This window comes from Flavobacteriales bacterium, assembly GCA_020635395.1.
Lineage (GTDB): Bacteria > Bacteroidota > Bacteroidia > NS11-12g > UBA9320 > UBA987.
The window spans coordinates 688760-712174 of record JACJZV010000001.1 but is presented as its reverse complement, the minus strand read 5'-3'; the positions used below and the strand labels follow the sequence as shown (position 1 = coordinate 712174).

Sequence of the window (23415 nt, the reverse complement as noted above, 5' to 3'; positions counted from 1 at the left end):
GCCGCTCAATGACAATGCTCAAAAAAAATTGGTGGAAATGGTTGGGTGCGGTTTTATTGCTATACGGCATTTTTATTGGCACATCCACAAAAGTGGGTCCTGGTATTGCCCAAATTTCTCCCACAAAAGTTACAGGCAATCAAGAATTTAACCTCAACATTGAGGGTTACAACACGCATTTTAATTCAGGAAACACCCAGGTTTGGCTCAAAGTTCAGGGCAAGCCCATTTGCCCAAGTTCCATAAAAATAATCGACCAAAATCACCTATCCGTTTCGTTTGATACCATTGCCCTTAATCTTTCCGGCAATATGCTTGCCTCGTCGGTTTTTATCGAAAATGAAACCGATGGTTTATTTTTGGCCAACGATATTCTGCAATTACAATTTCCGGAAAATCCACGTTTTGCCGACTCGGTTGTGGCCTGCGGCAATGCTCCACAACACCTTTCGCAGCAATATTTTAGCTTTCCATACCGAATAGTTCTGTTTGAAACCATCAGAAATCTAAACTTTCACGTACCCATGTGGTTTGCCATGATGGTGCTGGCTCTCGTATCCTTTATTTTTAGTATAAAACACCTAAAAACAGGAAATGCGAAAGATGATATTTGGGCAAACGGATTTGCAAAAACAGCTTTGCTATTTGGCCTTATGGGCGTTTCTACAGGAATGTTTTGGGCCAATTTTACGTGGGGAGAACCCTGGCCAAACGACCCCAAACTGAAAGGTGCAGCAGTAGGTGTTTTGCTTTATGTTGCCTATCAGGTGTTGCGTAGTTCAATAGATGATGACGACAAAACAGGCAGAATTAGTGCGGTTTACAACGTTTTTGCCTTCCCTATGTTTATTGTACTCATTCAGCTTTTGCCCAAATTTATGGCGGATGATTCTTTGCATCCCAATGCAGGTGGCAATTCGGGTTTTTCTGACTATGATTTAGACAACAATTTGAGAAAAGTGTTTTACCCAATATCATTAGGCTGGGTTTTGGTGGCTGCTTGGATTGGTCAACTCACCGCCCGGGTGGATTGGCTAAAGCACAAAAAAGAGTTTCAACTTGATAAATACGTCAATGAATAGATATGTTAAGGCCTTTGGCTTGTTTTTGCTTTTGATTAGCTCTACTCAAACATTTGCTCAAAGTCAGGATGTTTTTTTCAGCAATGGAAAATATTTCGTGGTAGTCGCTGTTTTATCAATCATTTTTCTGTTTTTGATTGTTTACCTTTTTATGTTGGATAGAAAAGTTTCAAAACGAGAAGAAAATGAAAAATAAACAAATCGTTATATTGATAATTATCGCCATTGGGCTTTCGGCCTTTTTGCTGACTTATAAAGAATCGAGCGAAGTGGTTTCTTTTAAAGAAGCATCAAAACACCCGAACAAAAGTTTTCCGGTAAAAACAACTTTGGTAAAAGACCAACCCATTGAATATAATGCCAAGATTGACCCAGAAAAATTTACTTTTTTTGCTAAAGACCAAAACGGCGAGGTAAGAAAAGTAACATGTTTGAAAGAAAAACCGCAAGGCTTCGAGCGATCGGAAGAATTGAAACTAACCGGACATTTTGACGAAAACAACGAGTTTATTGCCACCGGAATGCAAATGAAATGTCCGAGCAAATACGAAAAAGAGCTTACTGAGATATAAAATTACCGGATGGAAACTATTGTTTTTAACAACGAAAACCTTTGGATTGGCCATCTTGGAAGAAGTTTCGTAATCATTTCCTTTATCAGTGCTTTATTGGCAGCCATGGCGTTTGCTTGGCACACTCATTACAAAAAAAAGGAAGATGTGGCTCTGGCAAAGGGCATTTTTGGCCTTCACCTTATAAGTGTTGTGGGTATTTTGGGTACTCTATTTTACATTATATACAACCATCTGTACGAATACAACTACGCATGGCAGCACTCGAGCAACAATCTGCCATTGCGGTATATGATAAGTAGTTTTTGGAGCGGTCAGGAAGGAAGTTTTTTACTTTGGTTATTTTGGACTGCCATATTGGGAGCCGCTCTTACTTTTAAAAAATCGGAATGGCGAAGCCCTGTAATGGCTGTTATTATGCTCTGCCAAGCCGTTTTAGCATCTATGCTTTTGGGTATCGAAATACCTGTTTTGAATGATTTTATGTTTGGCAGCAGCCCGTTTCAGTTGCTTCGCGAAGTAAATCCAGATGTAATTTATATGCCCGAACTTGACCAGTTTGGATTGGCCAAAGCTGATTATTTACATTTAATTACCGACGGAAATAGCCTAAACCCATTGCTGCAAAACTATTGGATGGTTATCCACCCTCCCACATTGTTTTTAGGTTTTGCCAGCACCGTGGTGCCATTTGCTTTTGCCATTGCAGGATTATGGACAAAACAATACAAACAATGGGTTAAGCCCGCACTTCCGTGGGCCTCTTTCTCGGGATTGGTGTTGGGTGCAGGCATTATAATGGGTGCATTTTGGGCATACGAAAGTTTGACTTTTGGTGGATATTGGGCTTGGGATCCGGTGGAAAATGCCTCATTAATTCCATGGCTTGTGCTTATTGCCGGGCTGCACGTAATGGTAATAAACCGCAGCACCGGAAACTCTTTGGGTTTGGCGTACGTGCTGATTATGGGGGCTTTTATTTTGGTGCTTTACGCATCCTTTTTGACAAGAAGTGGCATTTTGGGCGACTCCTCTGTACACTCTTTTACCGATTTGGGACTAACCCAACAATTGTTGGTGTTTGTGCTTCTATTTTTGGTTTTACCTGTTTTATTTTCATTCAAAAAATCAAAAGAAAAAATCATTTATGGCTCCACAATAATTGCTTTATTGGTTCTAAATATTTTGGCAGGCAAATTTTTTACCGGAATAAATCTTGTATTCTTAATAACTTCCGGTGTATTGTTTGCCCGAAATTTTTCTAAAAATTTGCCACATTCTCCACACGACGAAAGCAGCTACAGCCGAGAGTTTTGGATGTTTATCGGTTCATTGATTTTGTTTCTTTCTGCCGTTCAAATTTTATTTACCACCAGCATTCCGGTTTTTAATAAAATAACCGCTCAATTTGGAGGATTTTTCAAATGGCTGGCCAACCTTACCGGCGTGCAAACTTTTGAAAAAATGGGTGCAGGCACCGTTAATGCTCCGCTGGATATTATTAGCCACTTTAACAATTTTCAGATTTGGTTTGCCATTATAATGGCCGTTTTATCGGGCTTGGTTCAGTTTTTAACTTATAAAAAAACAACCGGCAAAAATTTTGGAAAATGGTCTGGTTATACGTTTGCCATTTCGCTGTTTGTAACGGCCATTTTTATTTTCATTTTTCATTTACATTACAACAAACAAGAGTTTGATTTAAAGAATTATATCTCATATCTAATCTTCCTTTTCTCGGCCACTTTTGCCATTGTGGGCAACATTATTTTTATGGCCAAAGCACTTCGTTGGAAATGGAAACTATCAGGCAGTTCGGTGGCACACGTTGGTTTTGGATTGATGTTGATGGGTATTTTGGTTAGCTCATCCAAAAAGAATGTCATCTCCGAAAATCAAATCTACACCTACGGAGATAAAATGAACAAGCAAGAAACCCGCGAAACCATTGCCCTTTTTCAAAATCAACCACACCAAATGCAGGAATATTTGGTAACCTACGCCAAAGATACGGCCATAGAACCTGACCACTATTATCGCATTGACTATTACGACACGCTTCGCAAAAAATCATTTAGCCTAAAACCAAATGTTCAGTTTAGAAACGGAAGCATTGCTTCGTCAAACCCCGACACAAAGCACTATTTGACCCGCGATGTTTTTACCTATCTTATTCAAGTTCCAGATTTTGATGAAAATGAATTTTTGGAAGACTCTGTATATTTCTTGCAGCAAGGCGATACCATATTTTCCAACCAATCTATGGTAAAACTGATTGATGTAAAAAAGGTATTGGCCGATACGGTAGAAAGTTTGAAAACGTTAAAAGGATTTGAATTATACGTTGCTCGGTTGGCTGTTACCAAAATGGATAGCACCGTGATAGCCACTCCCACATTCGTTATTTCCTCCACCGGAAAAGGTGACCCAATACCGAGCTTTGCCGAATTTGCAGGGGTAAAATTTGAATATACTCCCGGCGAAGATGACAACGGAAATATGGTACACCGTTTTCAAACATGGGTAAAACCTCAACGATATGTTTTGATGCGTGCCATTGTTTTCCCATACATCAATTTAGTATGGCTTGGCACCATTGTTATGTTGGTTGGGTTTGGCCTTTCGTTTAGCCGCCGACGCAAAGAAAACACACGATGAATGCATTAAAAATTGCTTTTATAGGTTCCGGAAATGTAGCTTGGCATTTGGCTCCGGCACTTGATGGGGCGGGGCATTCTATCATTCAAATAATTAGCCGAACCAAAGAAAATGCCCAAAAATTGGCAGCCAAAGTAGGTGCAGATTCCGATACACTTATTACCAATCTTTTGCCGGAAGCCGACATCTGCATTATTGCCGTTTCTGATGGAAATTTGGCCGAGGTGGTTAGGCAAATTCCATACAACCGTTGCACCGTTGTTCATACATGCGGCTCTCAATCTATTGAGGTTTTAAAGGGTTGTTCCGAAAATTATGGCATCTTTTATCCATTGCAAACATTCTCCAAAAACAGGGCTGTAAATATGTTTGAAGTACCCATTATGATTGAGTGCAACGACCCGAATAAATTGGATTTTTTGCGAAAATTGGGTGATTCTATTTCCAACAAAGTGTTTTATGCCAACTCGCACGAGAGGTTGCAGTATCATTTTTCGGCAGTTTTGGTCAATAATTTTGTGAACAGATTGTTTTTTGAAGCGGAAACTTTTTTGAGCGAAAACAACTTAGACTTCAATGTTTTGAAACCCATCATTGTTGAAACCGCAAAAAAAGTATTGGAGCTGTCGCCACAAGATGCTCAAACCGGCCCTGCTCTTCGGGGTGATAAAATTACCTTGGAAAAACACCGACAACTTATTGCCAACAATGCTCCATTACTGGAATTGTATGATTTCTTGACAAATCGAATAAGTAATTATAGCGTGAGGTAAGGACTCATTTTATCCAACCAAACTTTATCAATTCCATACACTTTCAACAGTTCTTCCTTTGAATTGAATTTGCCATGCTGTGTGCGGTAATTGACTATTCTCTCGGCAAGTTTTTGGCTTACATACGGATGATTTGATAATTCGGCAGAACCAATAATATTTAGATTGATTGTCTGAATTGTTCCATCACAAACCACATTGTTCAACAAGTTTTGATAGACAGAATCGGGCAGGCCATATACTTCATGCAATTGGCCAACTGAATGATATCCACCCAGTTTGTCTCTATATTTTGCAATTCTGTTTGCAAACCCATCCCCTATTCCTTTGAGTTTTTTCAACTCATCAATGGATGCCGTATTAATATTTATTTTCAGATTTTGCAGTTTTGGCGGTTCATTTTGTTGTTCGCTGACTGGTGCAAAACCGTTGCGTTTTTCATACCGGCTAAAATCCAAAAACGGCCTCATTGCATCCAATTCTTCCGATGTACATATCTTTGAATTAACCAATTGCTCATAACTTTTGACAAATCCAATTTCTCCTTTTTTCGAAAACCAGCGTGAAATGAATTCTTTTGAAAAACCCATTTCTCTAAAATCTATGGCTTTTGTGTAGTTAATGTCAAATGTGTGTAGATTCCATTCCTGTTTTGAATCTCCTGTAGAAATTTCGTTTTCAGCTCTTTGGGAATAGTCGGTTTTCTTGGCATCTATGGCTGTGAGATACGTAAATTGAACATCTATACTCCGCCATTTTACTGGCCACGCCCGCCAAATAATCGCCCCCAAAAGAAGAATAAACAAAACAAGAATGCCGCGTTGGGTGGAGGGGGAATATTCAAGGAATTGTTTGAGCATACTTTAGAAAATTAACCAAACCAAAGGTATATGAAATTTAGGAATTTTAGCATAGGTTGATACATTTTTTGTATTGGTGGGAACACGCCTTGTAGGGACACGCCTGTGTGAACACGCCTCGAGGCGTGTTCCTACAGGCGTGTTCACACAACCAAAAACAAAAAACCCTGCAATCAGCAATTGCAGGGTTTGTATTTTAAATTTTCAATAAAATTACAATGCTAAATCAGCAACTTCTGATTTTTGATACTCTCCTCTTCCCAATTTATCCTTTATGGCACTAAAAGCAGCAATTGTTTCTTTTACATCTTCCAGTGTATGTGCCGCTGTCGGAATCAAACGCAACATAATAATGCCTTTTGGAACAACCGGATACACAACAATAGAACAGAAAATATTGTAGTTTTCTCTCAAATCGTGAATTAAATGCAATGCCTCATCAACTGAACCATTTAATATTACCGGAGTTACACATGATTTTGTCGTTCCGATATTAAAGCCTTGCTCTCGCAACCCGTTTTGCAAGGCATTCACAATTGTCCAAAGGTTGGCTTTTATTTCTGGTCGGGTTTTTAGCAACTCCAATCTTTTTAAAGCACCAATAACCAGTGGCATTGGAAGCGATTTTGCAAAAATTTGTGAACGAGTGTTGTATCTCAAATAGTCGATTATTTTTTTATTTCCACTCACAAATGCACCAATGCTGGCCATTGATTTTGCAAAAGTGGAGAAATATAAATCTACCTGATCCTGAACACCTTGTCCTTCGCCTGTTCCGGCACCCGTTTCGCCTTGTGTACCAAATCCGTGGGCATCGTCAACAAAAAGTCGGAAGTTGAATTTTTTCTTTAATTCTACAACACCTTTCAAGTCGCCTTGATTTCCGGACATTCCAAAAACACCTTCGGTAATTACCAATATTCCGCCACCCGATTCTTCGGTCAATCTGGCAGCACGGCCAAGTTGTTTTTCAAGATTTTCCATGTCGTTGTGGGCATAGACAAATCGTTTGCCTTGGTGCAATCGAACCCCGTCAATAATACATGCATGAGACTCGGCATCATACACAATCACATCATGTCTGTCCACCAAAGCATCGATGATAGAAAGCACTCCTTGATAGCCAAAATTGAGCAACATGGTATCTTCTTTCATCACAAATTCGCTGAGTTTTTGCTCAAGCAATTCATGATTATTGCTATTTCCAGACATCATTCTGGCTCCCATCGGATAGGCTAATCCATACTCGGCGGCTGCATCCGCATCCGCTTTTCTAACTTCCGGATGGTTTGCCAAACCAAGGTAATTGTTCAAACTCCAGGTAAGTCTTTCTTTTCCTTTAAAAATCATTCGTGGAGCAATTTCTCCTTCCAATTTCGGAAATGTGTAATAACCTTTGGCGGCTTCGGCATGCAGAGCCAACGGGCCCATGTTTGATGTCAGTTTTTCAAAAATATCCATTAACCAATAAATTTTGGGCAAAGGTAAGAATTTGGCAATATTATTATTCCGAGCTTCAAAAAAATGAGGCTTTCGGGCAAAGTATTTTGTCATGTTTTCTAACAAAAATTGCAAGTGGCTGTAACATAACCTACTGCATATCGTTAAAACCATTGTTCTTACTGTTTTAAAACCTTAATTTTGCAAACTTTTAAAATGCGAAGAGTCTTATTCATACTGTCTGTGGTTCTGCTTGTATCAAGCGGGTGCGAATACAATAAAATATTGAATAAAGGCACGAACGAGCAAAAACTGGAAGCCGCCAGAAAATACTATAAAAAGAAAGACTACAACAGAGCTTCTATTTTGCTCGAAAACTTAATTGGAAATTTTAGGGGAGAACAAGCCGAAGAGGTTTACTACCTATTTGCCTATTCAAAGTTTGCAATGCAAGAATTTTATATGGCTCAGCACCTGTTTACTAACTTTACTACAAGCTACCCAAACAGCAAATATGCCACTCAGGCGGCATTCATGTCGGCAAGATGTCAATATCATCAAGCCTTAGCCAGCGAATTAGATCAAACCAATACCACCCAGGCGATAGAGGCCATTCAAATTTTTATAAACAGATACCCCACCAACGACTCTGTTGAAAGTGGCAACAAACTGATCGATGAATTGCGGTCGAGATTGCATGAAAAAGCATTCAACTCAGCCATGCTTTACTTCAATATGGAGAATTATTTGGCGGCATACACCGCTTTTAAAAATGCCATTATAAACTACCCCGACCTACCGGAAATTGAAAAAGCTCATTACTACAAAGTAGAGTCGGCATACAGATATGCCAAACAGAGTGTAAAAAGCGTGCAAGAAGAACGTTATGAAACCACCATTGTGGCGGCCAAAGATTTTTTAGAGGCAACACAAGAAAACAAATACACGCCAAAAGTGAAAGACCTTATGGAGAAATCTAAATTGGCCATTGAAGAACTAAAAAAAATATCAGAACAGCAATAGAATAAGTTTTTTTCAAAATGATTAAAAATATAACAGCTCCCAACACCACTATTTCTCGAGACACAAGAGAATTAGACAAAGACACTGGCAACCTTTATGAGGCAGTGGCCATCATTTCTAAAAGAGCAAATCAATTATCAGGAAAAGTAAAAGAAGAGTTAAACGCAAAGCTGGAAGAATTTGCAAGCGACACAGACAATTTAGAAGAAATTTTTGAAAACCGCGAGCAAATTGAAATTTCAAAGTATTACGAATCACTTCCAAAGCCTACTTTGCTTGCAACTGAAGAATTCCTGAACGGACAGGTTTATTTCAGAAACCCAAGCAAAGATGCTAAACAATAAAAAAATTTTAGTGGGAGTATGCGGCGGCATAGCCGCATACAAAGCCGCTTATTTAATTAGAAATTTGGTAAAAGCCGGTGCAGAGGTGCGGGTTGTAATGACCGACTCGGCCAAATCTTTCATCGGACCCCTTACCCTATCTACCCTTACCAAACATAAGGTTTACACCTCTTTGCAGAACCACGAAACCGGAGAATGGGAAAACCATGTAGAACTGGCCTTGTGGGCAGATTTTATGCTCATTGCACCTGCCACCAGCAATACCATTGCCAAAATGGCCAATGGCATTTGCGACAATCTTTTGTTGGCCACCTATTTTTCATCGAAATCTCCCGTTTTTATATCTCCTGCCATGGATTTGGATATGGCCGAGCATCCAAGTTTAATGCGAAATTTTGACCTTTTAAAAGCCGATGGTGTAAAAATTATACCTTATGAAAAAGGTGAATTGGCCAGCGGACTTATTGGTCTTGGCCGAATGGCCGAACCTGATCATATTGTAGAATTTTTAATTAAAAATCTTTCCAAAAACCAAGATTTAATCGGCAAAAAAATTTTAGTCAATGCCGGGCCAACACACGAACCCATAGACCCCGTTCGATTTATAGGCAACCGCAGCACCGGAAAAATGGGTCTGGCCATAGCCAACGAATTAGCCTTGAGAGGAGCCGAAGTTGAATTGGTTTTGGGGCCCACTTCTCACACATTTGATTTTGAACAAAATATTCATCTGACTCAAATAGAAACTGCTATTGAAATGTTTGAGGCATGCACAAAAGCATACACCCATTGCAACGGAGCCATCTTGACGGCAGCCATTGCCGATTTTACTCCAGAAAATAAATCTGACATAAAGATTAAAAAAACGGCCAATAACCTGCAGCTATCACTCGTTAAAACACCCGATACGCTCAATGAATTGGGGAAAATGAAAAAAGAAAATCAGTTTTTAGTGGGGTTTGCTTTAGAAACCAACAACGAAATAGAATATGCACAAAATAAACTCAAAAAGAAAAACCTCGATTTTATTGTCCTAAATTCGCTCAAAAACGAGGGTGCCGGATTTGCAAAAGATACTAACATCATTACCATCATACACAAATCAGGCGAAATTTGTAATTTTGATTTGAAAAGTAAGAAAGAAGTTGCAAAGGACATTGTAAATGAACTTGCAAGAACCTGTATTTAATGAAAAAACAACTCTTATTCATAACTATTTTCTGTTTGGGGTTTCAAACCCTTTTTGCTCAGGATTTGAACTGCGTGGTGGAGGTAATAGACCGATCTGGGCAACAGGCCAGCGACCAAATTACGGCCGATTTAAAAAATTCCATTACCCAATTTATGAACAACAAAAAATGGGTAAATGGAGAGGTGGCCGCCAACGAAAAAATAGATTGCAATGTGGTTTTTGAAGTTACAGCGATAAGCTCTGACCAGTTTATGGCAAATATCAATATTCAGAGTAGCCGCACGGTTTTTAATTCCACCTACAATACCAAAGTTTTTACCTACCTCGACCGCGGTGTGGCTTTTAAATATACCCAATTTCAAACCATCGAATTTCAAGAAAATACCTATTCGGGAAACCTAAGCAGCATTTTGGCTTTTTATGCCTACATTATTGTTGGGCTTGATTTTGACAGCTACCAGCTAAATGCCGGAGACCCCTATTTTAACAAAGCGTTAAACATAAAAAATGTGGCAAACATTGCCGATGCAAATGCTGGCTGGGCTTCTAATAGTGGCAATGGCAGCCGTAATCGGCACTTTTTGATAGACAATCTGCTTGACCCCCGCTTTAAGCCCTTGCGTTCTGCCCTTTACAGATACCATATTAAAGGCTTGGATGTGATGAGCACAGACATAGAAAAAGGAAGAAATGAGGTGTATGAAAGTGTAAAGGAACTAAAACTTGTTTTTGATGCGTTGCCAAATGCCTTTTTCTTAAAAATCTTTTTTGATGCCAAAATGGACGAAATGATTCAGGTTTTTAGTCAGGCCAGCCCCACCATAAAAAACAAAGTGGTAGAAATGTTAGCCAAAATGGATCCTGCCAATCGAGGCAAATACGAAGAGGGCATTTTAAGAGCTAAGAACTAAAAAAATTACCTAAAGTATTCCTTCATTCTATCAAAAAAACCTTTTTCCCCTTTTGATGGATTGGGTTTAAAATTGGCCGAATTATCCAATTGTTTTAAGATATTTTTCTCTTCGTTCGAGAGTTTTTCAGGTGTCCATACATTTACCTGAATCAGCTGATCGCCACGACCGTAGCCATTGATGTCTTTAACCCCCTTATTTTTTAATCGAAGAATTTTTCCGGCGTGTGTACCTGGCTCAATTTTTATTCGCACACGGCCATCTACTGTTGGCACTTCTACATCGCCACCCAGTGCTGCCGTTGGAAAACTGATATACAGATTGTAAACAATGTTGTTTCCTTCTCGTCTTAAACTTTCGTGGTGTTGCTCCTCAATAAGCACAATCAAATCACCCGGAATGCCTCCACCAATTTCATTTCCTTTTCCGCTCACCGAAAGCTGCATTCCATCTTCTACCCCACCCGGAATGTTTAAAGTGGTTGTCACATCTTCGCTGATTAACCCATGATGGTCGGCACCCGACGGGCGAGAAATGATGGTTTTACCACCACCACCACAGGCAGGACATGTTGACGCGGTTTGCATCTGTCCCAAAAACGTATTGGTAACCTGAGTTACCTGCCCTCTGCCACCGCAGGTTTTGCACGTATCGAATTTTACACCCGGGGCAACTACTTTTTTGGTGTATTTAATTTTCTTTTCAACGCCGTTTGTAATTTCTTCCAGATTGAGTTTTAGTTTTATGCGGATGTTGCTGCCAACGGCTTGTCGGGTTCTGCCACCTCGGCCACCGCCAAAGAAACTTTCAAACGGGCTGCCACCACTGCCAAATATGTCGCCAAATTGGTTAAAAATATCGTCCATGCTCATGCCGCCACCAAAACCGCCTCCGGCAGCACCGCCCACACCTTGATGGCCAAAACGGTCGTATCTGGCTCGCTTGTCGGCATTGCTCAACACCTCGTAGGCCTCGGCTGCTTCTTTAAACTTCTCCTCCGCCTCTTTGTTGTCGGGGTTTTTATCCGGGTGATATTGGATGGCCAACTTGCGGTAAGCCTTTTTCAACTCGGCATCGGTTGCCGATTTAGAAACACCTAAAATTTCGTAATAATCTCTTTTTGCCATGTTTGTATTATTCGCCAACCACTACTTTGGCGTATCGCAACACCTTATCATTAAGCATATAGCCTTTTTCTATCACGTCCACTACCTTGCCTTTTAAATCTTCTGTAGGTGCCGGAATTTTTGTTATGGCCTCATGTAGCTCGGCATCAAAAGCCTCACCGGTGGCCTCAAAATGTTGCAAACCTTGCTTTTGAAGCACACCCAAAAATTTGTGTTGAACCAGTTTTACCCCTTCGCCAAACGCATTCAAATCGGCGGTTTTTGTAAGCGAGTCAATGGTTCGGTCAAAATCGTCCACCACGGGCAGCAAATCTTCCAATATTTCTTTGGAGGCAGATTTTATCAAATCTATGCGTTCTTTGGCAGTTCTACGTCTGAAATTGTCAAACTCCGAATACAATCTTAAATATTTGTCGTTTAGCTCGGCCGCTTTTTCTTGCCAGTTTACCTCAGCTTTTTCGGCTGAGGTTTCATCGGCTTGCGATTGCGTATCTTCCGTTTGATTATCCATCACTTCTTCTTGCTCCTTCTTTTTGTTTTTCTTCATCCGATTATGAATTAATGTTTGGGCAATATCAACTACTTTGCCAACCACTTTTTAACCTAAAATGGTGACAGAATGGCATTTTTCTTTGGCCTTGTTACAAACCGCAAGGTGCTATTGGCATTTTGGATAATTTCTAAAAAAAGTTTCTATATTTGACTGAATGGAACGAAGCCAAAAAAAATGAAAACGGATACATTAAATTTCAAACCCTGTTTTGGTTTCGTAGATAATGGAAATATGCGTAATAGGAACATTGTATTGGGCATATACGGATGTTATAGGGCATTAAAAAAAACAGATGAGCATATTTAAAAACCTTTTCGGAAAGAAAGAAGAAAAGCCAAAACAAGTCTTTCCAAACCGCGGACTAAACTTACAATTAGAACCAAACCCTGAAAATGGAAAAGGGTTGAGTGAGTTTTTTAGTGGAGCTGTTAAAGAAAACGAAGGAATTGAGTTAGATTATTCAGTTGACTCGCTGAATTTTGTTGACCAATTTCTGGACAACTTTAGTAAAGAATGGAACGTTGACGATTTTGCTGAGACAATTTTTGTTGCTGGTTGCTATTCTGGACAAGTAATGATTGAGAATGCAAATGGACGGTGGATTAAGCAAGAAGACGCGAACCTTCCAGAAGGAGTAAATATGATGCCAATTGTAATTAAACTACCAAACGGAACTGTTTGCGACCCGATTGCCAAAGCTTTTAAACGATTTGCAAATGGAGAGCCTGATAACCTGTCATACTTCTATCAAGTGTTTACGACAACTAATAATGAATAAAAACGCACTACAACACTGTATATAAAAAATAGGCGAAACAGCGATAAATTCATAGGTTATGGCTCGCATTAAAATTTGTGTTTAACCGAAAAATTAGAGCTTCTAAATCGCCTACTTTTCATATACTAACCGTTAGCGGTAATTTTAAAGCTACCAAGCGAATAGACGATTAGAATGAAAACAAATAAAATTTACGACATCACTTTTGACACTGACGAAACTATTATGACTGCGACTTTATCAAAGTCAAATGAAGTTGTTATGTTGATGAGTTCTGGTAATGTCATTCGGTTTAATTTGGACGACAAAAAGGGAAAGCATTTATTTTCAGTAAAAAGCAATTTTGGATATTCAGACGGAGGTTTTGACTTAACAGCAAAGACTTCAATTTACACAATGGACGAAATTGTAGTTGTAGTTAATGACTTCAAAAGACATGGTTTTGTTCATTATCCCAACAAGTATCATGCCTTGCACTTGTGGAGAGAAGACTATCACGCTGACATTTCAACTTATCCAATAGTACTTTATAAAAATCAAGAAAGAGTGCCCCATTTAATTTTTGGTGAAGCATGGAATCATATTCAAATCATGAATCTTGACACCAGACAAATCCTGACTGCTTCAAAATCCTTGATTGAAGAAGGGGCGGAAGAAAGACACATTGATTTTTATAAAAAACATTCTGAGGACAACAAATTACCTTGGCCGAGACCATACGACTATTTTTTTGGCAAACTTTTTATTTCGCCTAATCAGAAGAAATTTTTGAGTGCAGGTTGGGCTTGGGGTTCATACGATTGCTATAATGTCTATGATATTGAAAATTTTATCACAAGTAATAGAATATCAGATTTGAGAATAGGTGGTTGGGAACATGAAAACAGAGCGACATGTTGGATTGACAATGATACTATTGCTATTGCGTATAATCCATTTACCGAAGGAGATGAAAATTCAACAGCAGACTCTCCTTGTGAAATTCATTTTCTCAAAATCAGCGGGGACAATGTTGAGATAGGTAAGAAAATTCAGATTGTTGACAAAAATATCCTTAGTTCGAAAATGTATTTCAATAGAGCAATGAATTCGTTCATCACAGTTTCTGACGAAGGTGGCTTTTCGGTAATTTCATCGGATGGACAAATCGCTTTTAAAGACGAAATTTTGAAAGTAAACGAATACAGCGTTGGGACAGGTTGTTTCTTAACGGCAGACAACAAAACAATATCTGTTTATGAACTTACAGAATAGAAAAACTACCGCTAACAGCACATTTGCAATAGCGGGTTTGGTGCTTAATAGAAACATAAAATTATAAATCAAAGGTCGATGTTATCTGATAGTTTAGTGGGTTAAAATCCGCCACTACTCATACACGAATACGTTAGGAGCAATTACACCAACACCAGATAGAATTTGACTTTCTAGAATGCGACAGAAATAATTTAAATGGCAATCAAATGAATTTAATACTCAAAGTCCTTGTGTTTCCGACACTTCTCTTACTTCTTTCTGGCACAGTATTCAGCCAAAAGACAGGAAATATAAAAGAGGGTTTGCAGAATAACAATATCCCAAAGACGACATTGGTTAAAATTGAAGTTGCTGCATTCAAAGCATTATTTAAAGAAAACGCATCTGCAACCAAAGAAAAAGCCACCTACTATTTTCTAAGTTTAGACGATTCTCTCAATCAATCCTTACCATTTGTATTGGATAAGCTAAAAAGGAATTCTCCCAAAGTAAAGGACATTTCAATGTTCAATAATATGACAGACGAAGAAAAAAGTGAAATTGATTTTCTTTCATTCAATATTTCAAAAGTAATTGTGTCTGGAAACAAAGCCAGTGTTTATTGTGGATATTACGAAGGTAACTTAAGCTCGTCTGGAAATGTTGTTGAATTAAAAAAACGCCTCGGAAAATGGCGAGTTGTAAGCAATGAAATGATTTGGATTTCATAATTATGATGCTCCTAATCGAGTAGGCGGCTCTCCCCATAAATGAGGAGAGTGTACCTATTTAGCTATTCCAACATAACTATTGGTTATCACTTTCCTTTCAACTAAATTTGGAGGGCGTTTACCATTGGCGGCACGCACAATGGGTATAAAACATAGGGCGGGCAGTGGTTTCCGCAAGTTTTGGGCTCTTAGCAAGTTCCGTTTCGGTGAACAGGAAATTGCTTCGAAATGCCCTACGTTTCTTACCCTATACCGTTATGCGTAATCGCAGCGTATGCATAACACTAAGATAAACTGTAAAGAATGACAAAGGTTTTTAGAGCAATATTGTTTTTTGGATTAATCTCAATTGGAATAGATTTGATTAGAAAATTAATATTTACCGAATTTGAAATGACTAGAATATTCAATATCTATTTTTTCATCTATGAGATGGTTTTAGAGTTTTTATTTTTAATAATTACCGCTTTCGTAACCCATTTGTTAGTAAGGAATATTTCAAAAGATAATCTCGGAATATCGCTATCAAAAGCTTTAATATTTGGTAGCATTTATGGCATTGTTTGCTTAATTTCTTCCATAATAATTTCTTTAATAATAGGAGCTGGATTAGGATTTCAATTTGATATTTACGACTCGTTTGTAAAGTTTATTCCAAATGGTTTTACTAAAGGTGTATTATTTTTACTCGTAATGCATCAGCTGATTCCAAAAAACAGAATTTTAACAGATAATACACACAATCCATTAGGCGGCTCTCGCCACGAATGAGGAGTGTGCACCTCATCAACTAATCCGATATAACTATTGGTTATCACCCTCCTTTCAGCTAAATTTGGAGAGTGTTTGCCATTTGCGGCACACACATGGTATATAATACATAGCACCCTGCGGGATGCTACGACACCATATACGAACCGTCGTGTGTAATTAGAAATGAACGAACTCAAAGAAATAAAAGCAAGCCCCAAAAACGGAAATGAAACCCTTACCGACAATGGTAAGGAAACAAATTTTAACCTATTGGACTTTTGGCGTTGGAGCGTTTCTGACATTTTGAGCAATGCAACTCGCGGAAGATTTGCAGAGTTTATCGTCGGGACAGCAGTTGGACTAAATCCTGAAAATTTAAGAGATGAATGGGATGCATATGACTTGACAACTATCGACGGAATAAAAATAGAAGTCAAATCTGCCGCTTATATTCAAAGTTGGAATCAAAAGAACTTTTCGACTATTTCATTTTCAATTAAACCTGCAAGATATTGGGATGCAGAAACAAATATGCAACGTGGAGAACCCAAAAGACACGCTGACCTTTATGTGTTCTGTCATTTAAAACACAAAGACCAAAAAACAATTGACCCTTTAAAAATGGAGCAATGGGATTTTTATGTTCTACCAACATATCGACTTGACAACTATGAAAGAAGTCAGAGCTCAATCACAATTAATTCACTGAAAAAACTGACCGAACCTAAAAGGTACAATGAATTAAAAAGCGAAATAACGAAAGTATATAAAGAACAAAAACTACACACAAACGAGTAGGCGACTCTCCCCATAAATGAGGAGTGTACACCTCATTAGCTAATCCAACATAACTATTGGTTATCACTCTCCTTTCTGGAGGGTGTTTGCCATTGGCGGCACACACACACGGTGTAGCCCTAAACGTGCAAACTACGCGTACACTCACCGTTATGGGCAATCCAAAAATAAAAATTCCGAAATGAGTCTAATTCAATTTCTCATTTCTGAATTTTCTTTATTAATTTTGGAGGCCAACGAAGTCGAAAAAACCTCTGAAAAAGAGGTAAAAAATGATACTTTGTGATTGCTTGGTAATCAGAAACATAATTTTGCGTTAGTCAGAACTAAAAACAGAAATATGAATAAAACAATTACATTCTTAGTTATCTCTTTTTCTATTTTGGCATTATCTTGTAAAGAAAAAGAGGAACCATCTAAACCTCTAGTTGTCGTGTCCGAATTTACTTGGGATAGCTGCTGGAATAGTAAAAACTTTAACGACTTCTCTATTTTTGAAAAAAAAGAAAACTTAACCCATAATTTAGCAAACGGGCGAATTAATCATCTGTCAGTTTCCAAGGTATCAGGGGCAATTCTGGTTGGAACGAATAAAGGTGCAGATTATTTCGATTTTGCCCAACAAAAATGGTTACATATTGGCAAAGAAGATGGATTACCTTCAGACACTATTACAGGAGTTGATGAAGACAGCAAAGGACGATTATGGATGGCTACTCCCAAGGGTTTGTGCAGATATGACTGGAATTCAATGCAACTCTTTTCAAAAAATGAAGGTCTCCTAAATAACCATACGAAATATGTTGCAGTTGACCAATCTGACAATGTTTGGGTAGGTCATACGACCCAGCCTCAGCCTGGATCCAACTGGGAGGAAAATGGATTGAGTTTAATTTCAGCTTCCGATGTTTTAACATTCACAGAAAATAATGGACTACCAGTAGGTAAAAGACTTGATGGAATAACTATAACCAGTGATAACTCCGTTTGGGTCAGATTCTATGCAACTAAAGGTAATGGAATAAATGCAGCCTCACAAGCTGAATTACTTAGAATTAAAAATAATGAGTGGAAAACTTTCACATTTGACAGTATTCAGCAATTTGGAAGTGTTTTCGAAAAAAATTCTGTTATAAATATCCCTTGTATTAATCTATATAATAGTACACATTATGGTCAAAACCCTGGGTTTAGTAAATCATTTATTGGATTAGGGTTGGATATTCAATCTGAATCTTTCAATGAAAAATTAAAACCAGACTGTGGAACGGTAATTCCATTACCAAATTCTATAGTTATTGATGAAAAATCTAATATTTGGTATACAACAAGTTGGATGGGTTATCCAGACTTCGGTATTCGGACAAGTAATGGGGAATATTATACTTTTAGGTCAAAGGACTTATTTGCTGGCATTGAAAGTGCTTTTTACCTTGCAATCGATCCTAAGGGAAGCGTAATTGTCGGAGGCAAAAATGGTCTTTGGAAAATTGAATTGTAAGCCCATAATCGAGTAGGCGGAACTCCCCATAAATGAGGAGTGTACACCTCATTAGCTAATCCAACATAACTATTGGTTATCACTCTCCTTTCAACTAAACTTGGAGGGTGTTTGCCATTGGCGGCACACACGTGCACTAAATGTTATGCCTGACAGACAGGGAATTAGAAATAAAATTGTATATTTATACTGACAACAAATAGTGAAAAAAGTGGCACAACATTTAGTGCTGGCACGTTATAGCCAATTTTATGAACGACACACTTAACGACTTTAAAGTAACGGACAGACAAAATTTCATTAAGTTTCTTGGCTTATTACGCAAAGACTTTTTAGCCAATCCTGAAAATTGGGAAAACAAAACTTTGACCGATTTTCTGGAAGCGTTGGGTGCGTTTACTGAAGACATTCAAGGCTATTACGACAATATGAAACTAAATGTAAATGCGGACAAACCAGACTGGTCAACATTTGTAGACATTTTTAAAGGAGCGAAAGTATATGAATAAAAAAATACCAAAATATGCATTGATATTTTTACTATTCATAGTTGGCTGTTCCTATTTTGAACAGAACAACCTCATTGTGACGAGAACAATTTCAAACGAACCTAATGAACACATTTTTTATAGCGTTTATCAGACTGAGATTGACAATTACAGATTTGAATTTTTTGCAAATTATGGAAATGACACGACCAAATTATTTGAATATTACTTAAATGACGCAATCTATAATGTTATGAACTTTAGCATTAAAAGAAATGACGACATATTGAAAATAAAAACTAATATGCCGACAGAAAATAAATGTGCAGAGACAAAAAATAAGACAATAGTAATGTTGACCAATGAATAGAAAAACTGGCTATAACACGGGTTGCGTCATGCGGGTTGACGTGCAATCCCGATAGCTATCGGGATGGAGCTTTGTGCTTCTAATAAACTTTAGTAATAAATTGAAACTTTGTGCTCCGAAACCCGCCCGAACGCAAAGCCCGAAACCGTTGGCGGTAATGTTAGACAGACACTATGAACACAAAATCACTACCAGGTTGGACAACTAAAATTGACGAAATTTCGAACGGAGTTTTTAAAGTTACTCTTACTGACAAATTTGGGCGAAAAGCAGAATTGGTTGACAATGCAACTGATAATACGATTGACAAGGCTATAAGTTATGCGTTTGACATTGAAAGAAAAGTTTCAAGCAATTGGAATAAATTTCTTTTCGACTTTTGCTTATTACGACTAACAGACAAGGTGATTACAAAAGAATCTTATCACGAGAAGGATTTTGGTTCATGGTTAATACAAGTTGGCGGCAAACGATTTTTATATCTTGGCAAAGAATCTTGGTTGGTAGCACAAACACTAAGTAACAACGACTGGTTTGACAACTATATAATCAAGGATAACGAATTGACATATGAAACCATTACACTTTTCCTTAAACACATGACGTAAACACTACCGCTAACACGGGTAGCTGTTGCACAACTACCCTCAACGCTATTTTAGATTTTTACCTCAAAAACAAAACACAATTAACTCGCTGGTAATAAGAAGATTAAAATTGCAACTTTTTTGAAATAGTTGAAAAATAGAGTTACTTTTGAGTTGTGCAACAGGCACAGTCGTTTGCCGCAATGGGGGTTGACGTGGTTAAATCAAGTGCTGTGATTCTATCAACATTTGTGCTTGGTTGAAAGTGAAGTGCTTCGAAATCCCCCACTGCGGCAAGCGGCAAAAAGTTATGTGCTATTATAAAGACCGACACAAAACAGAATGACAATACTTTTAGACATAGACGGAGTTTTGGAAACGACACCTACTTGGCGACAGGCAGAAATATATTCTGACGGATTTATGAAACTAAATAAAAAAGCACTTGAAAACTTATTAATCCTTCACAAAAGGACAAATGCTTCGATAGTTTTGACAACAACTCATAGAATAAATTATGACGAAACTAAATGGAAAGAGATTTTTAGATTAAGAGGATTGAATTTTGAAACAATATCAAAACTAAATAACAAAACAGAAATAAGTCAATTATTAGACAGAGGAACCGAAATTAAAGAATGGGTTGAAAAAAAAGGAGAGGGACAGAACTATGTTATTATTGATGATGACCAATCAATAAACGCATTGCCAGAGTATATAAAAGAACGCTGGGTTGCAACAAGACCATCAATCGGTTTTGACAAAGATGCATTGGAAAAGGCATTACTAATATTGACAGTTAATTCAAAATTTGCTTGTCCTTGTTGTGGACATAAAACGTTTACGGAGAAACCAAATGGAACTTATGATATTTGCCCTGTATGCTTTTGGGAAGATGACCCAATCCAACTTGACGACCCATATTATGAAGGTGGAGCAAACACAATTTCGTTAAGACAGGCACAAAAAAACTTTATTGAGTTCGGAGCTTGTGATGAAGAAATGAAGCGAAATGTAAGACCTGCAAATTACAAGGAACCCAAAGACAAAAACTGGAAACCATATGAATAAAAAAATAACAGCACATAATCAAGTAGGCGGCTCTCCCCATAAATGATGAGAGTGTACCTCTCACCCCAATCCCGATAGCTATCGGGATTGGGGTATAGAATACGGCTGTTTCCACCACTGGAGGACACGTGCTAACTTGACCTTTTGTGATAATAATAGCAATGTTGGCGACGTCGCCGAATAGTGGCTTCCCCGATTTAGATGCACCTGTTCCAGACGGAAATAATTTATATCAAATTGACAATCAATTTCTTATCTTTCGAACTATATTTACACCATGCACTGAAGAGGAGAAATTCGTACAGAATTTTAAATAAAGTACGTTTAGATGATTTGGCTTCTCCGTGTTTTACAGTATAGTTAATGCCAGAAAAATAAAGAGTAAGAGCATGTGTTTAAAAAAATATCTCGTAAAATATACTGACAAATTCGGTTCGCTCAAATCTGAGGTTATTTCGCATGGAAGCAATTTAAGATTAGAATTAAGGAATACAATCTTTGAAGGACGTGAGTTTGAGTCATTAGAAACAAAAGAAACTAAGGGTAATTTTGAATTTAATTCTTACAATGAGTTAACAAATTTTGAATTAGAAATTGAGATACCTATAATCATTGGCCACTTAAAGAATAATTTTAATGGCGAACTGATTTTAAAATTGGAAAAAAGTATTGAAAATAAAAAAGATTACGGTGTTGAGTTGGTTATAAAAGAAGCAACTTTTAAGACTGTTTTTGGAGAGAATTTATTTGCAAGGAATATGTATAATTTTGAATATCTTATGATTGATATGCAAAAGACGCTCCCTGAAAATTATGAAATTAAAACCTGTATATCCTGTAAATACTCAAATTATCATCCATGTGGAAATTCAGAGTTTGGAGATTTAGTTTGTTTTAAAAATGTTAAAAATAAGTTTGAAAAAATAAAGGATAAATCTGGGCTAATGAACCTTTGGGATGAAGCAAGAGAAAATAATCAGATTTTCAATGTAAATGAAATTTATGAATGTGCGGACCATGAATTTATCGGTGAAAATGATTGGACTTATAAAGACTGGGATTATGTATTTAAGAAGTTAAAATAACTCACAACACCTACCGTGGTTCACTGGTTAAATCACCCCAATGGCCCGCGAAACTGCCTGAACACAAAGCCCTAAAACGTCTTAGAAATTAAAAAAATGAAAATAGAAGTAAAATATCTCAGATCCTTCGCCATAGTGACACTCATAGTATTTTATCAGTTGAGCTATGGTCAGAATTCATTTATGTTACTTGATAAAGCAGAGAAAAACGTTACTAAGGGAAAAAACGAAAAAGCATTGAAGCAAATAACGGAAGCTGAAACGTGTGGTTATTGCACCTGTGGCCTTTGTGTTATGCAAGTAAATGAAAAGGCAAACCTGTTAAGATACGAGATATACAAACGATTAGGAGAACACAAATTGTCTCGTCAATCATTAGATTCAATATACACCAGTAACAATACAATAGATTCGTTAAAAGTGCTATCCTATCAAATGGAATTTGGAAAAGAATTCTTGTCAAACAAAATTGATTCAGCTTTAATTAAGTCAAAAATTACTTGTGATGAGCATGATTGTTTTGTTCAAATACCATTAGATGAAGGTGGAAAAGAAATTCGGTTAAAAATTGGTTTTGTGGAATCATTTCAGATTCAAAAAATTGAAAGTGAGACTGATAGAATTGAGAAATGGAGAGAACAGTTTAATCAATCGAATATCTATAAAATGATAAAAGAAGGGTAGCTGCCAAACGAGTAGGCGGCTCTCCCCATAAGGAGGAGCTTGCAACCTGAGCAGAACAGTTATCTTAAAATCTACCAAAAAAAATTTGAAATCGAGTGACTTAATAAAACTATATTGCGAATGGCAAATTGGTGTAAATAGTTAATTTTAAAATACAATAATATGAACGGAGCACATTGGCATTTGGTGGTAAATCATCTACCTATTATTTTCCCGATGGTAGGGGTAATCGTAATGATTACGGGTTTTGTTTCAAAATCAGAAGCTGTTAAACGAACGGCATTTATGATTTTTATTCTTGGTGCGTTTGCTGCAATAGCCGCAATGACCACGGGCGAAGGAGCAGAAGAAGTGGTGGAGGAAATAAACGGTGTTTCAAAACATTTTATTGAAACCCACGAAGAAACAGCCGAAACTTTTGCATTTCTATCATATATTTTGGGAGGTATTTCGCTTCTCGGTCTTTGGGCAAGTATTAAGCAAAAATCCTTTTCTTCCATCGTTTCAATAGCCACCTTAGTTTTTGCCTTCATTGCATTGTTTTTTGCGAAACAAACGGGCACTACTGGTGGCGAAATAAGACACACAGAAATTAGAAACGGAAATAACAATTCTGCATCCGAACAGCATAACGCCGAAAAAGACGATGATTGAAGAAAGTGAGCCATTTATTGATTATCAAAACAACATATCATTTTGGTTTCGTTGTTGTCCAAAATCGATTGTGAAGCACTAGGTAATTGAATGATGGTAAAGGGTTTAATTACGAAATAAGAAAATATGTATTCAAATGCATTT

25 protein-coding genes are annotated in these 23415 nt (G+C 37.6%); 21 read left to right on the top strand and 4 right to left on the bottom strand.

Annotated elements, in window-relative coordinates; all coding sequences use genetic code 11:
• Positions 1 to 14: 14 nt before the first annotated feature.
• From ccsA (H6607_03095) to H6607_03075, 5 genes are read left to right on the top strand one after another with little or no spacing between them, the layout of a single operon-like run.
• On the top strand, positions 15 to 1082 hold the full coding sequence (ccsA, locus tag H6607_03095; GenBank protein MCB9261352.1) for a cytochrome c biogenesis protein CcsA: 1068 nt from the start codon (positions 15 to 17) through the stop codon (positions 1080 to 1082).
• Positions 1075 to 1278: a CcmD family protein gene (locus H6607_03090; protein ID MCB9261351.1), complete on the top strand. Its 204-nt coding sequence runs from the start codon at positions 1075 to 1077 to the stop codon at positions 1276 to 1278. Before ccsA (H6607_03095) ends, H6607_03090 begins: the two co-directional genes overlap by 8 nt.
• On the top strand, positions 1268 to 1654 hold the full coding sequence (locus H6607_03085; GenBank protein ID MCB9261350.1) for a cytochrome c maturation protein CcmE: 387 nt from the start codon (positions 1268 to 1270) through the stop codon (positions 1652 to 1654). The genes H6607_03090 and H6607_03085 overlap by 11 nt, the downstream gene beginning before the upstream one ends.
• 9 nt (positions 1655 to 1663) lie before the next feature.
• Complete coding sequence (gene ccsA, locus H6607_03080) at positions 1664 to 4312, top strand: cytochrome c biogenesis protein CcsA (GenBank protein ID MCB9261349.1); 2649 nt, start codon at positions 1664 to 1666, stop codon at positions 4310 to 4312.
• Positions 4309 to 5085 carry a DUF2520 domain-containing protein gene (locus H6607_03075; protein MCB9261348.1) on the top strand — a complete coding sequence of 259 codons (777 nt, stop codon included), beginning with the start codon at positions 4309 to 4311 and terminating at the stop codon, positions 5083 to 5085. The genes ccsA (H6607_03080) and H6607_03075 overlap by 4 nt, the downstream gene beginning before the upstream one ends.
• Here the strand turns inward: H6607_03075 and H6607_03070 are convergent.
• Together H6607_03070 and H6607_03065 are read right to left on the bottom strand one after the other, a co-directional pair.
• Positions 5070 to 5945 (bottom strand): helix-hairpin-helix domain-containing protein, encoded by an 876-nt coding sequence (locus H6607_03070; GenBank protein MCB9261347.1) that lies wholly within the window; start codon positions 5943 to 5945, stop codon positions 5070 to 5072. The two genes, H6607_03075 and H6607_03070, sit on opposite strands and share 16 nt — an antisense overlap.
• A 213-nt stretch (positions 5946 to 6158) precedes the next feature.
• On the bottom strand, positions 6159 to 7406 hold the full coding sequence (locus H6607_03065; protein ID MCB9261346.1) for an aminotransferase class I/II-fold pyridoxal phosphate-dependent enzyme: 1248 nt from the start codon (positions 7404 to 7406) through the stop codon (positions 6159 to 6161).
• Between the two features lie 195 nt (positions 7407 to 7601).
• On the opposite strand from H6607_03065, the gene bamD reads away from it, so the two are divergent.
• Genes bamD through H6607_03045 form a run of 4 tightly spaced genes read left to right on the top strand, consistent with a single transcriptional unit; the run spans position 7602 to position 10855 of the window.
• Positions 7602 to 8408, top strand: coding sequence for an outer membrane protein assembly factor BamD (bamD, locus tag H6607_03060; protein MCB9261345.1), 807 nt, complete (start codon positions 7602 to 7604; stop codon positions 8406 to 8408).
• 17 nt (positions 8409 to 8425) lie between these two features.
• Positions 8426 to 8752, top strand: coding sequence for a DNA-directed RNA polymerase subunit omega (locus H6607_03055; protein MCB9261344.1), 327 nt, complete (start codon positions 8426 to 8428; stop codon positions 8750 to 8752).
• The gene (gene coaBC / locus H6607_03050; GenBank protein MCB9261343.1) at positions 8739 to 9941 is read left to right on the top strand and encodes a bifunctional phosphopantothenoylcysteine decarboxylase/phosphopantothenate--cysteine ligase CoaBC; all 1203 of its coding nucleotides are present in this window, start codon (positions 8739 to 8741) and stop codon (positions 9939 to 9941) included. The genes H6607_03055 and coaBC overlap by 14 nt, the downstream gene beginning before the upstream one ends.
• A complete protein-coding gene (locus H6607_03045; protein ID MCB9261342.1) occupies positions 9941 to 10855 on the top strand; it encodes a DUF4835 family protein in 915 nt (304 codons plus the stop codon). The genes coaBC and H6607_03045 overlap by 1 nt, the downstream gene beginning before the upstream one ends.
• A gap of 5 nt (positions 10856 to 10860) precedes the next feature.
• Here the strand turns inward: H6607_03045 and dnaJ are convergent, their stop codons facing one another.
• Together dnaJ and H6607_03035 are read right to left on the bottom strand one after the other, a co-directional pair.
• Entirely contained in the window at positions 10861 to 11982 is a 1122-nt protein-coding gene (gene dnaJ / locus H6607_03040; GenBank protein MCB9261341.1) for a molecular chaperone DnaJ, read from the bottom strand.
• 7 nt (positions 11983 to 11989) lie between these two features.
• A complete protein-coding gene (locus H6607_03035; GenBank protein MCB9261340.1) occupies positions 11990 to 12529 on the bottom strand; it encodes a nucleotide exchange factor GrpE in 540 nt (179 codons plus the stop codon).
• 298 nt (positions 12530 to 12827) lie between these two features.
• Here H6607_03035 and H6607_03030 point away from each other — a divergent pair, with 298 nt between their 5' ends.
• From H6607_03030 to H6607_02975, 12 genes are all read left to right on the top strand, one after another.
• A complete protein-coding gene (locus H6607_03030) occupies positions 12828 to 13313 on the top strand; it encodes a hypothetical protein (GenBank protein MCB9261339.1) in 486 nt (161 codons plus the stop codon).
• Between the two features lie 174 nt (positions 13314 to 13487).
• Entirely contained in the window at positions 13488 to 14567 is a 1080-nt protein-coding gene (locus H6607_03025) for a hypothetical protein (GenBank protein MCB9261338.1), read from the top strand.
• Positions 14568 to 14776: 209 nt separating this feature from the next.
• Positions 14777 to 15280: a hypothetical protein gene (locus H6607_03020; GenBank protein MCB9261337.1), complete on the top strand. Its 504-nt coding sequence runs from the start codon at positions 14777 to 14779 to the stop codon at positions 15278 to 15280.
• Positions 15281 to 15583: 303 nt separating this feature from the next.
• A complete protein-coding gene (locus tag H6607_03015) occupies positions 15584 to 16051 on the top strand; it encodes a hypothetical protein (protein ID MCB9261336.1) in 468 nt (155 codons plus the stop codon).
• Between the two features lie 165 nt (positions 16052 to 16216).
• Positions 16217 to 16831 carry a hypothetical protein gene (locus H6607_03010; GenBank protein ID MCB9261335.1) on the top strand — a complete coding sequence of 205 codons (615 nt, stop codon included), beginning with the start codon at positions 16217 to 16219 and terminating at the stop codon, positions 16829 to 16831.
• A 340-nt stretch (positions 16832 to 17171) separates the two neighbouring features.
• Positions 17172 to 18332 carry a hypothetical protein gene (locus H6607_03005; GenBank protein ID MCB9261334.1) on the top strand — a complete coding sequence of 387 codons (1161 nt, stop codon included), beginning with the start codon at positions 17172 to 17174 and terminating at the stop codon, positions 18330 to 18332.
• Positions 18333 to 18583: 251 nt separating this feature from the next.
• Positions 18584 to 18841 (top strand): hypothetical protein, encoded by a 258-nt coding sequence (locus H6607_03000; protein ID MCB9261333.1) that lies wholly within the window; start codon positions 18584 to 18586, stop codon positions 18839 to 18841.
• A gap of 522 nt (positions 18842 to 19363) precedes the next feature.
• Positions 19364 to 19798: a hypothetical protein gene (locus H6607_02995; protein MCB9261332.1), complete on the top strand. Its 435-nt coding sequence runs from the start codon at positions 19364 to 19366 to the stop codon at positions 19796 to 19798.
• A 321-nt stretch (positions 19799 to 20119) separates the two neighbouring features.
• On the top strand, positions 20120 to 20848 hold the full coding sequence (locus H6607_02990) for a hypothetical protein (protein ID MCB9261331.1): 729 nt from the start codon (positions 20120 to 20122) through the stop codon (positions 20846 to 20848).
• A 344-nt stretch (positions 20849 to 21192) separates the two neighbouring features.
• A complete protein-coding gene (locus tag H6607_02985; GenBank protein ID MCB9261330.1) occupies positions 21193 to 21933 on the top strand; it encodes a hypothetical protein in 741 nt (246 codons plus the stop codon).
• A gap of 135 nt (positions 21934 to 22068) precedes the next feature.
• Positions 22069 to 22617, top strand: a complete 549-nt coding sequence (locus H6607_02980) for a hypothetical protein (protein ID MCB9261329.1) — start codon at positions 22069 to 22071, stop codon at positions 22615 to 22617.
• Between the two features lie 162 nt (positions 22618 to 22779).
• Positions 22780 to 23271 carry a hypothetical protein gene (locus tag H6607_02975; protein ID MCB9261328.1) on the top strand — a complete coding sequence of 164 codons (492 nt, stop codon included), beginning with the start codon at positions 22780 to 22782 and terminating at the stop codon, positions 23269 to 23271.
• The last annotated feature ends 144 nt before the right edge of the window (positions 23272 to 23415 follow it).

Excerpts from the sequence above, each read along its gene's own strand:
- dnaJ (MCB9261341.1), bottom strand. The coding sequence starts at position 11,982 with ATGGCAAAAAGAGATTATTACGAAATTTTAGGTGTTTCTAAATCGGCA.
- H6607_03065 (MCB9261346.1), bottom strand. The coding sequence starts at position 7,406 with ATGGATATTTTTGAAAAACTGACATCAAACATGGGCCCGTTGGCTCTG.
- H6607_03055 (MCB9261344.1), top strand. The coding sequence starts at position 8,426 with ATGATTAAAAATATAACAGCTCCCAACACCACTATTTCTCGAGACACA.
- ccsA (MCB9261352.1), top strand. The coding sequence starts at position 15 with ATGCTCAAAAAAAATTGGTGGAAATGGTTGGGTGCGGTTTTATTGCTA.
- H6607_03085 (MCB9261350.1), top strand. The coding sequence starts at position 1,268 with ATGAAAAATAAACAAATCGTTATATTGATAATTATCGCCATTGGGCTT.
- H6607_02975 (MCB9261328.1), top strand. The coding sequence starts at position 22,780 with ATGAACGGAGCACATTGGCATTTGGTGGTAAATCATCTACCTATTATT.
- coaBC (MCB9261343.1), top strand. The coding sequence starts at position 8,739 with ATGCTAAACAATAAAAAAATTTTAGTGGGAGTATGCGGCGGCATAGCC.
- H6607_03025 (MCB9261338.1), top strand. The coding sequence starts at position 13,488 with ATGAAAACAAATAAAATTTACGACATCACTTTTGACACTGACGAAACT.
- H6607_03015 (MCB9261336.1), top strand. The coding sequence starts at position 15,584 with ATGACAAAGGTTTTTAGAGCAATATTGTTTTTTGGATTAATCTCAATT.
- H6607_02990 (MCB9261331.1), top strand. The coding sequence starts at position 20,120 with ATGACAATACTTTTAGACATAGACGGAGTTTTGGAAACGACACCTACT.
- H6607_02995 (MCB9261332.1), top strand. The coding sequence starts at position 19,364 with ATGAACACAAAATCACTACCAGGTTGGACAACTAAAATTGACGAAATT.
- bamD (MCB9261345.1), top strand. The coding sequence starts at position 7,602 with ATGCGAAGAGTCTTATTCATACTGTCTGTGGTTCTGCTTGTATCAAGC.
- H6607_03000 (MCB9261333.1), top strand. The coding sequence starts at position 18,584 with ATGAACGACACACTTAACGACTTTAAAGTAACGGACAGACAAAATTTC.
- H6607_03035 (MCB9261340.1), bottom strand. The coding sequence starts at position 12,529 with ATGAAGAAAAACAAAAAGAAGGAGCAAGAAGAAGTGATGGATAATCAA.
- H6607_03045 (MCB9261342.1), top strand. The coding sequence starts at position 9,941 with ATGAAAAAACAACTCTTATTCATAACTATTTTCTGTTTGGGGTTTCAA.
- H6607_03090 (MCB9261351.1), top strand. The coding sequence starts at position 1,075 with ATGAATAGATATGTTAAGGCCTTTGGCTTGTTTTTGCTTTTGATTAGC.
- ccsA (MCB9261349.1), top strand. The coding sequence starts at position 1,664 with ATGGAAACTATTGTTTTTAACAACGAAAACCTTTGGATTGGCCATCTT.
- H6607_03005 (MCB9261334.1), top strand. The coding sequence starts at position 17,172 with ATGAATAAAACAATTACATTCTTAGTTATCTCTTTTTCTATTTTGGCA.
- H6607_03020 (MCB9261337.1), top strand. The coding sequence starts at position 14,777 with ATGAATTTAATACTCAAAGTCCTTGTGTTTCCGACACTTCTCTTACTT.
- H6607_03010 (MCB9261335.1), top strand. The coding sequence starts at position 16,217 with ATGAACGAACTCAAAGAAATAAAAGCAAGCCCCAAAAACGGAAATGAA.
- H6607_03075 (MCB9261348.1), top strand. The coding sequence starts at position 4,309 with ATGAATGCATTAAAAATTGCTTTTATAGGTTCCGGAAATGTAGCTTGG.
- H6607_03070 (MCB9261347.1), bottom strand. The coding sequence starts at position 5,945 with ATGCTCAAACAATTCCTTGAATATTCCCCCTCCACCCAACGCGGCATT.
- H6607_03030 (MCB9261339.1), top strand. The coding sequence starts at position 12,828 with ATGAGCATATTTAAAAACCTTTTCGGAAAGAAAGAAGAAAAGCCAAAA.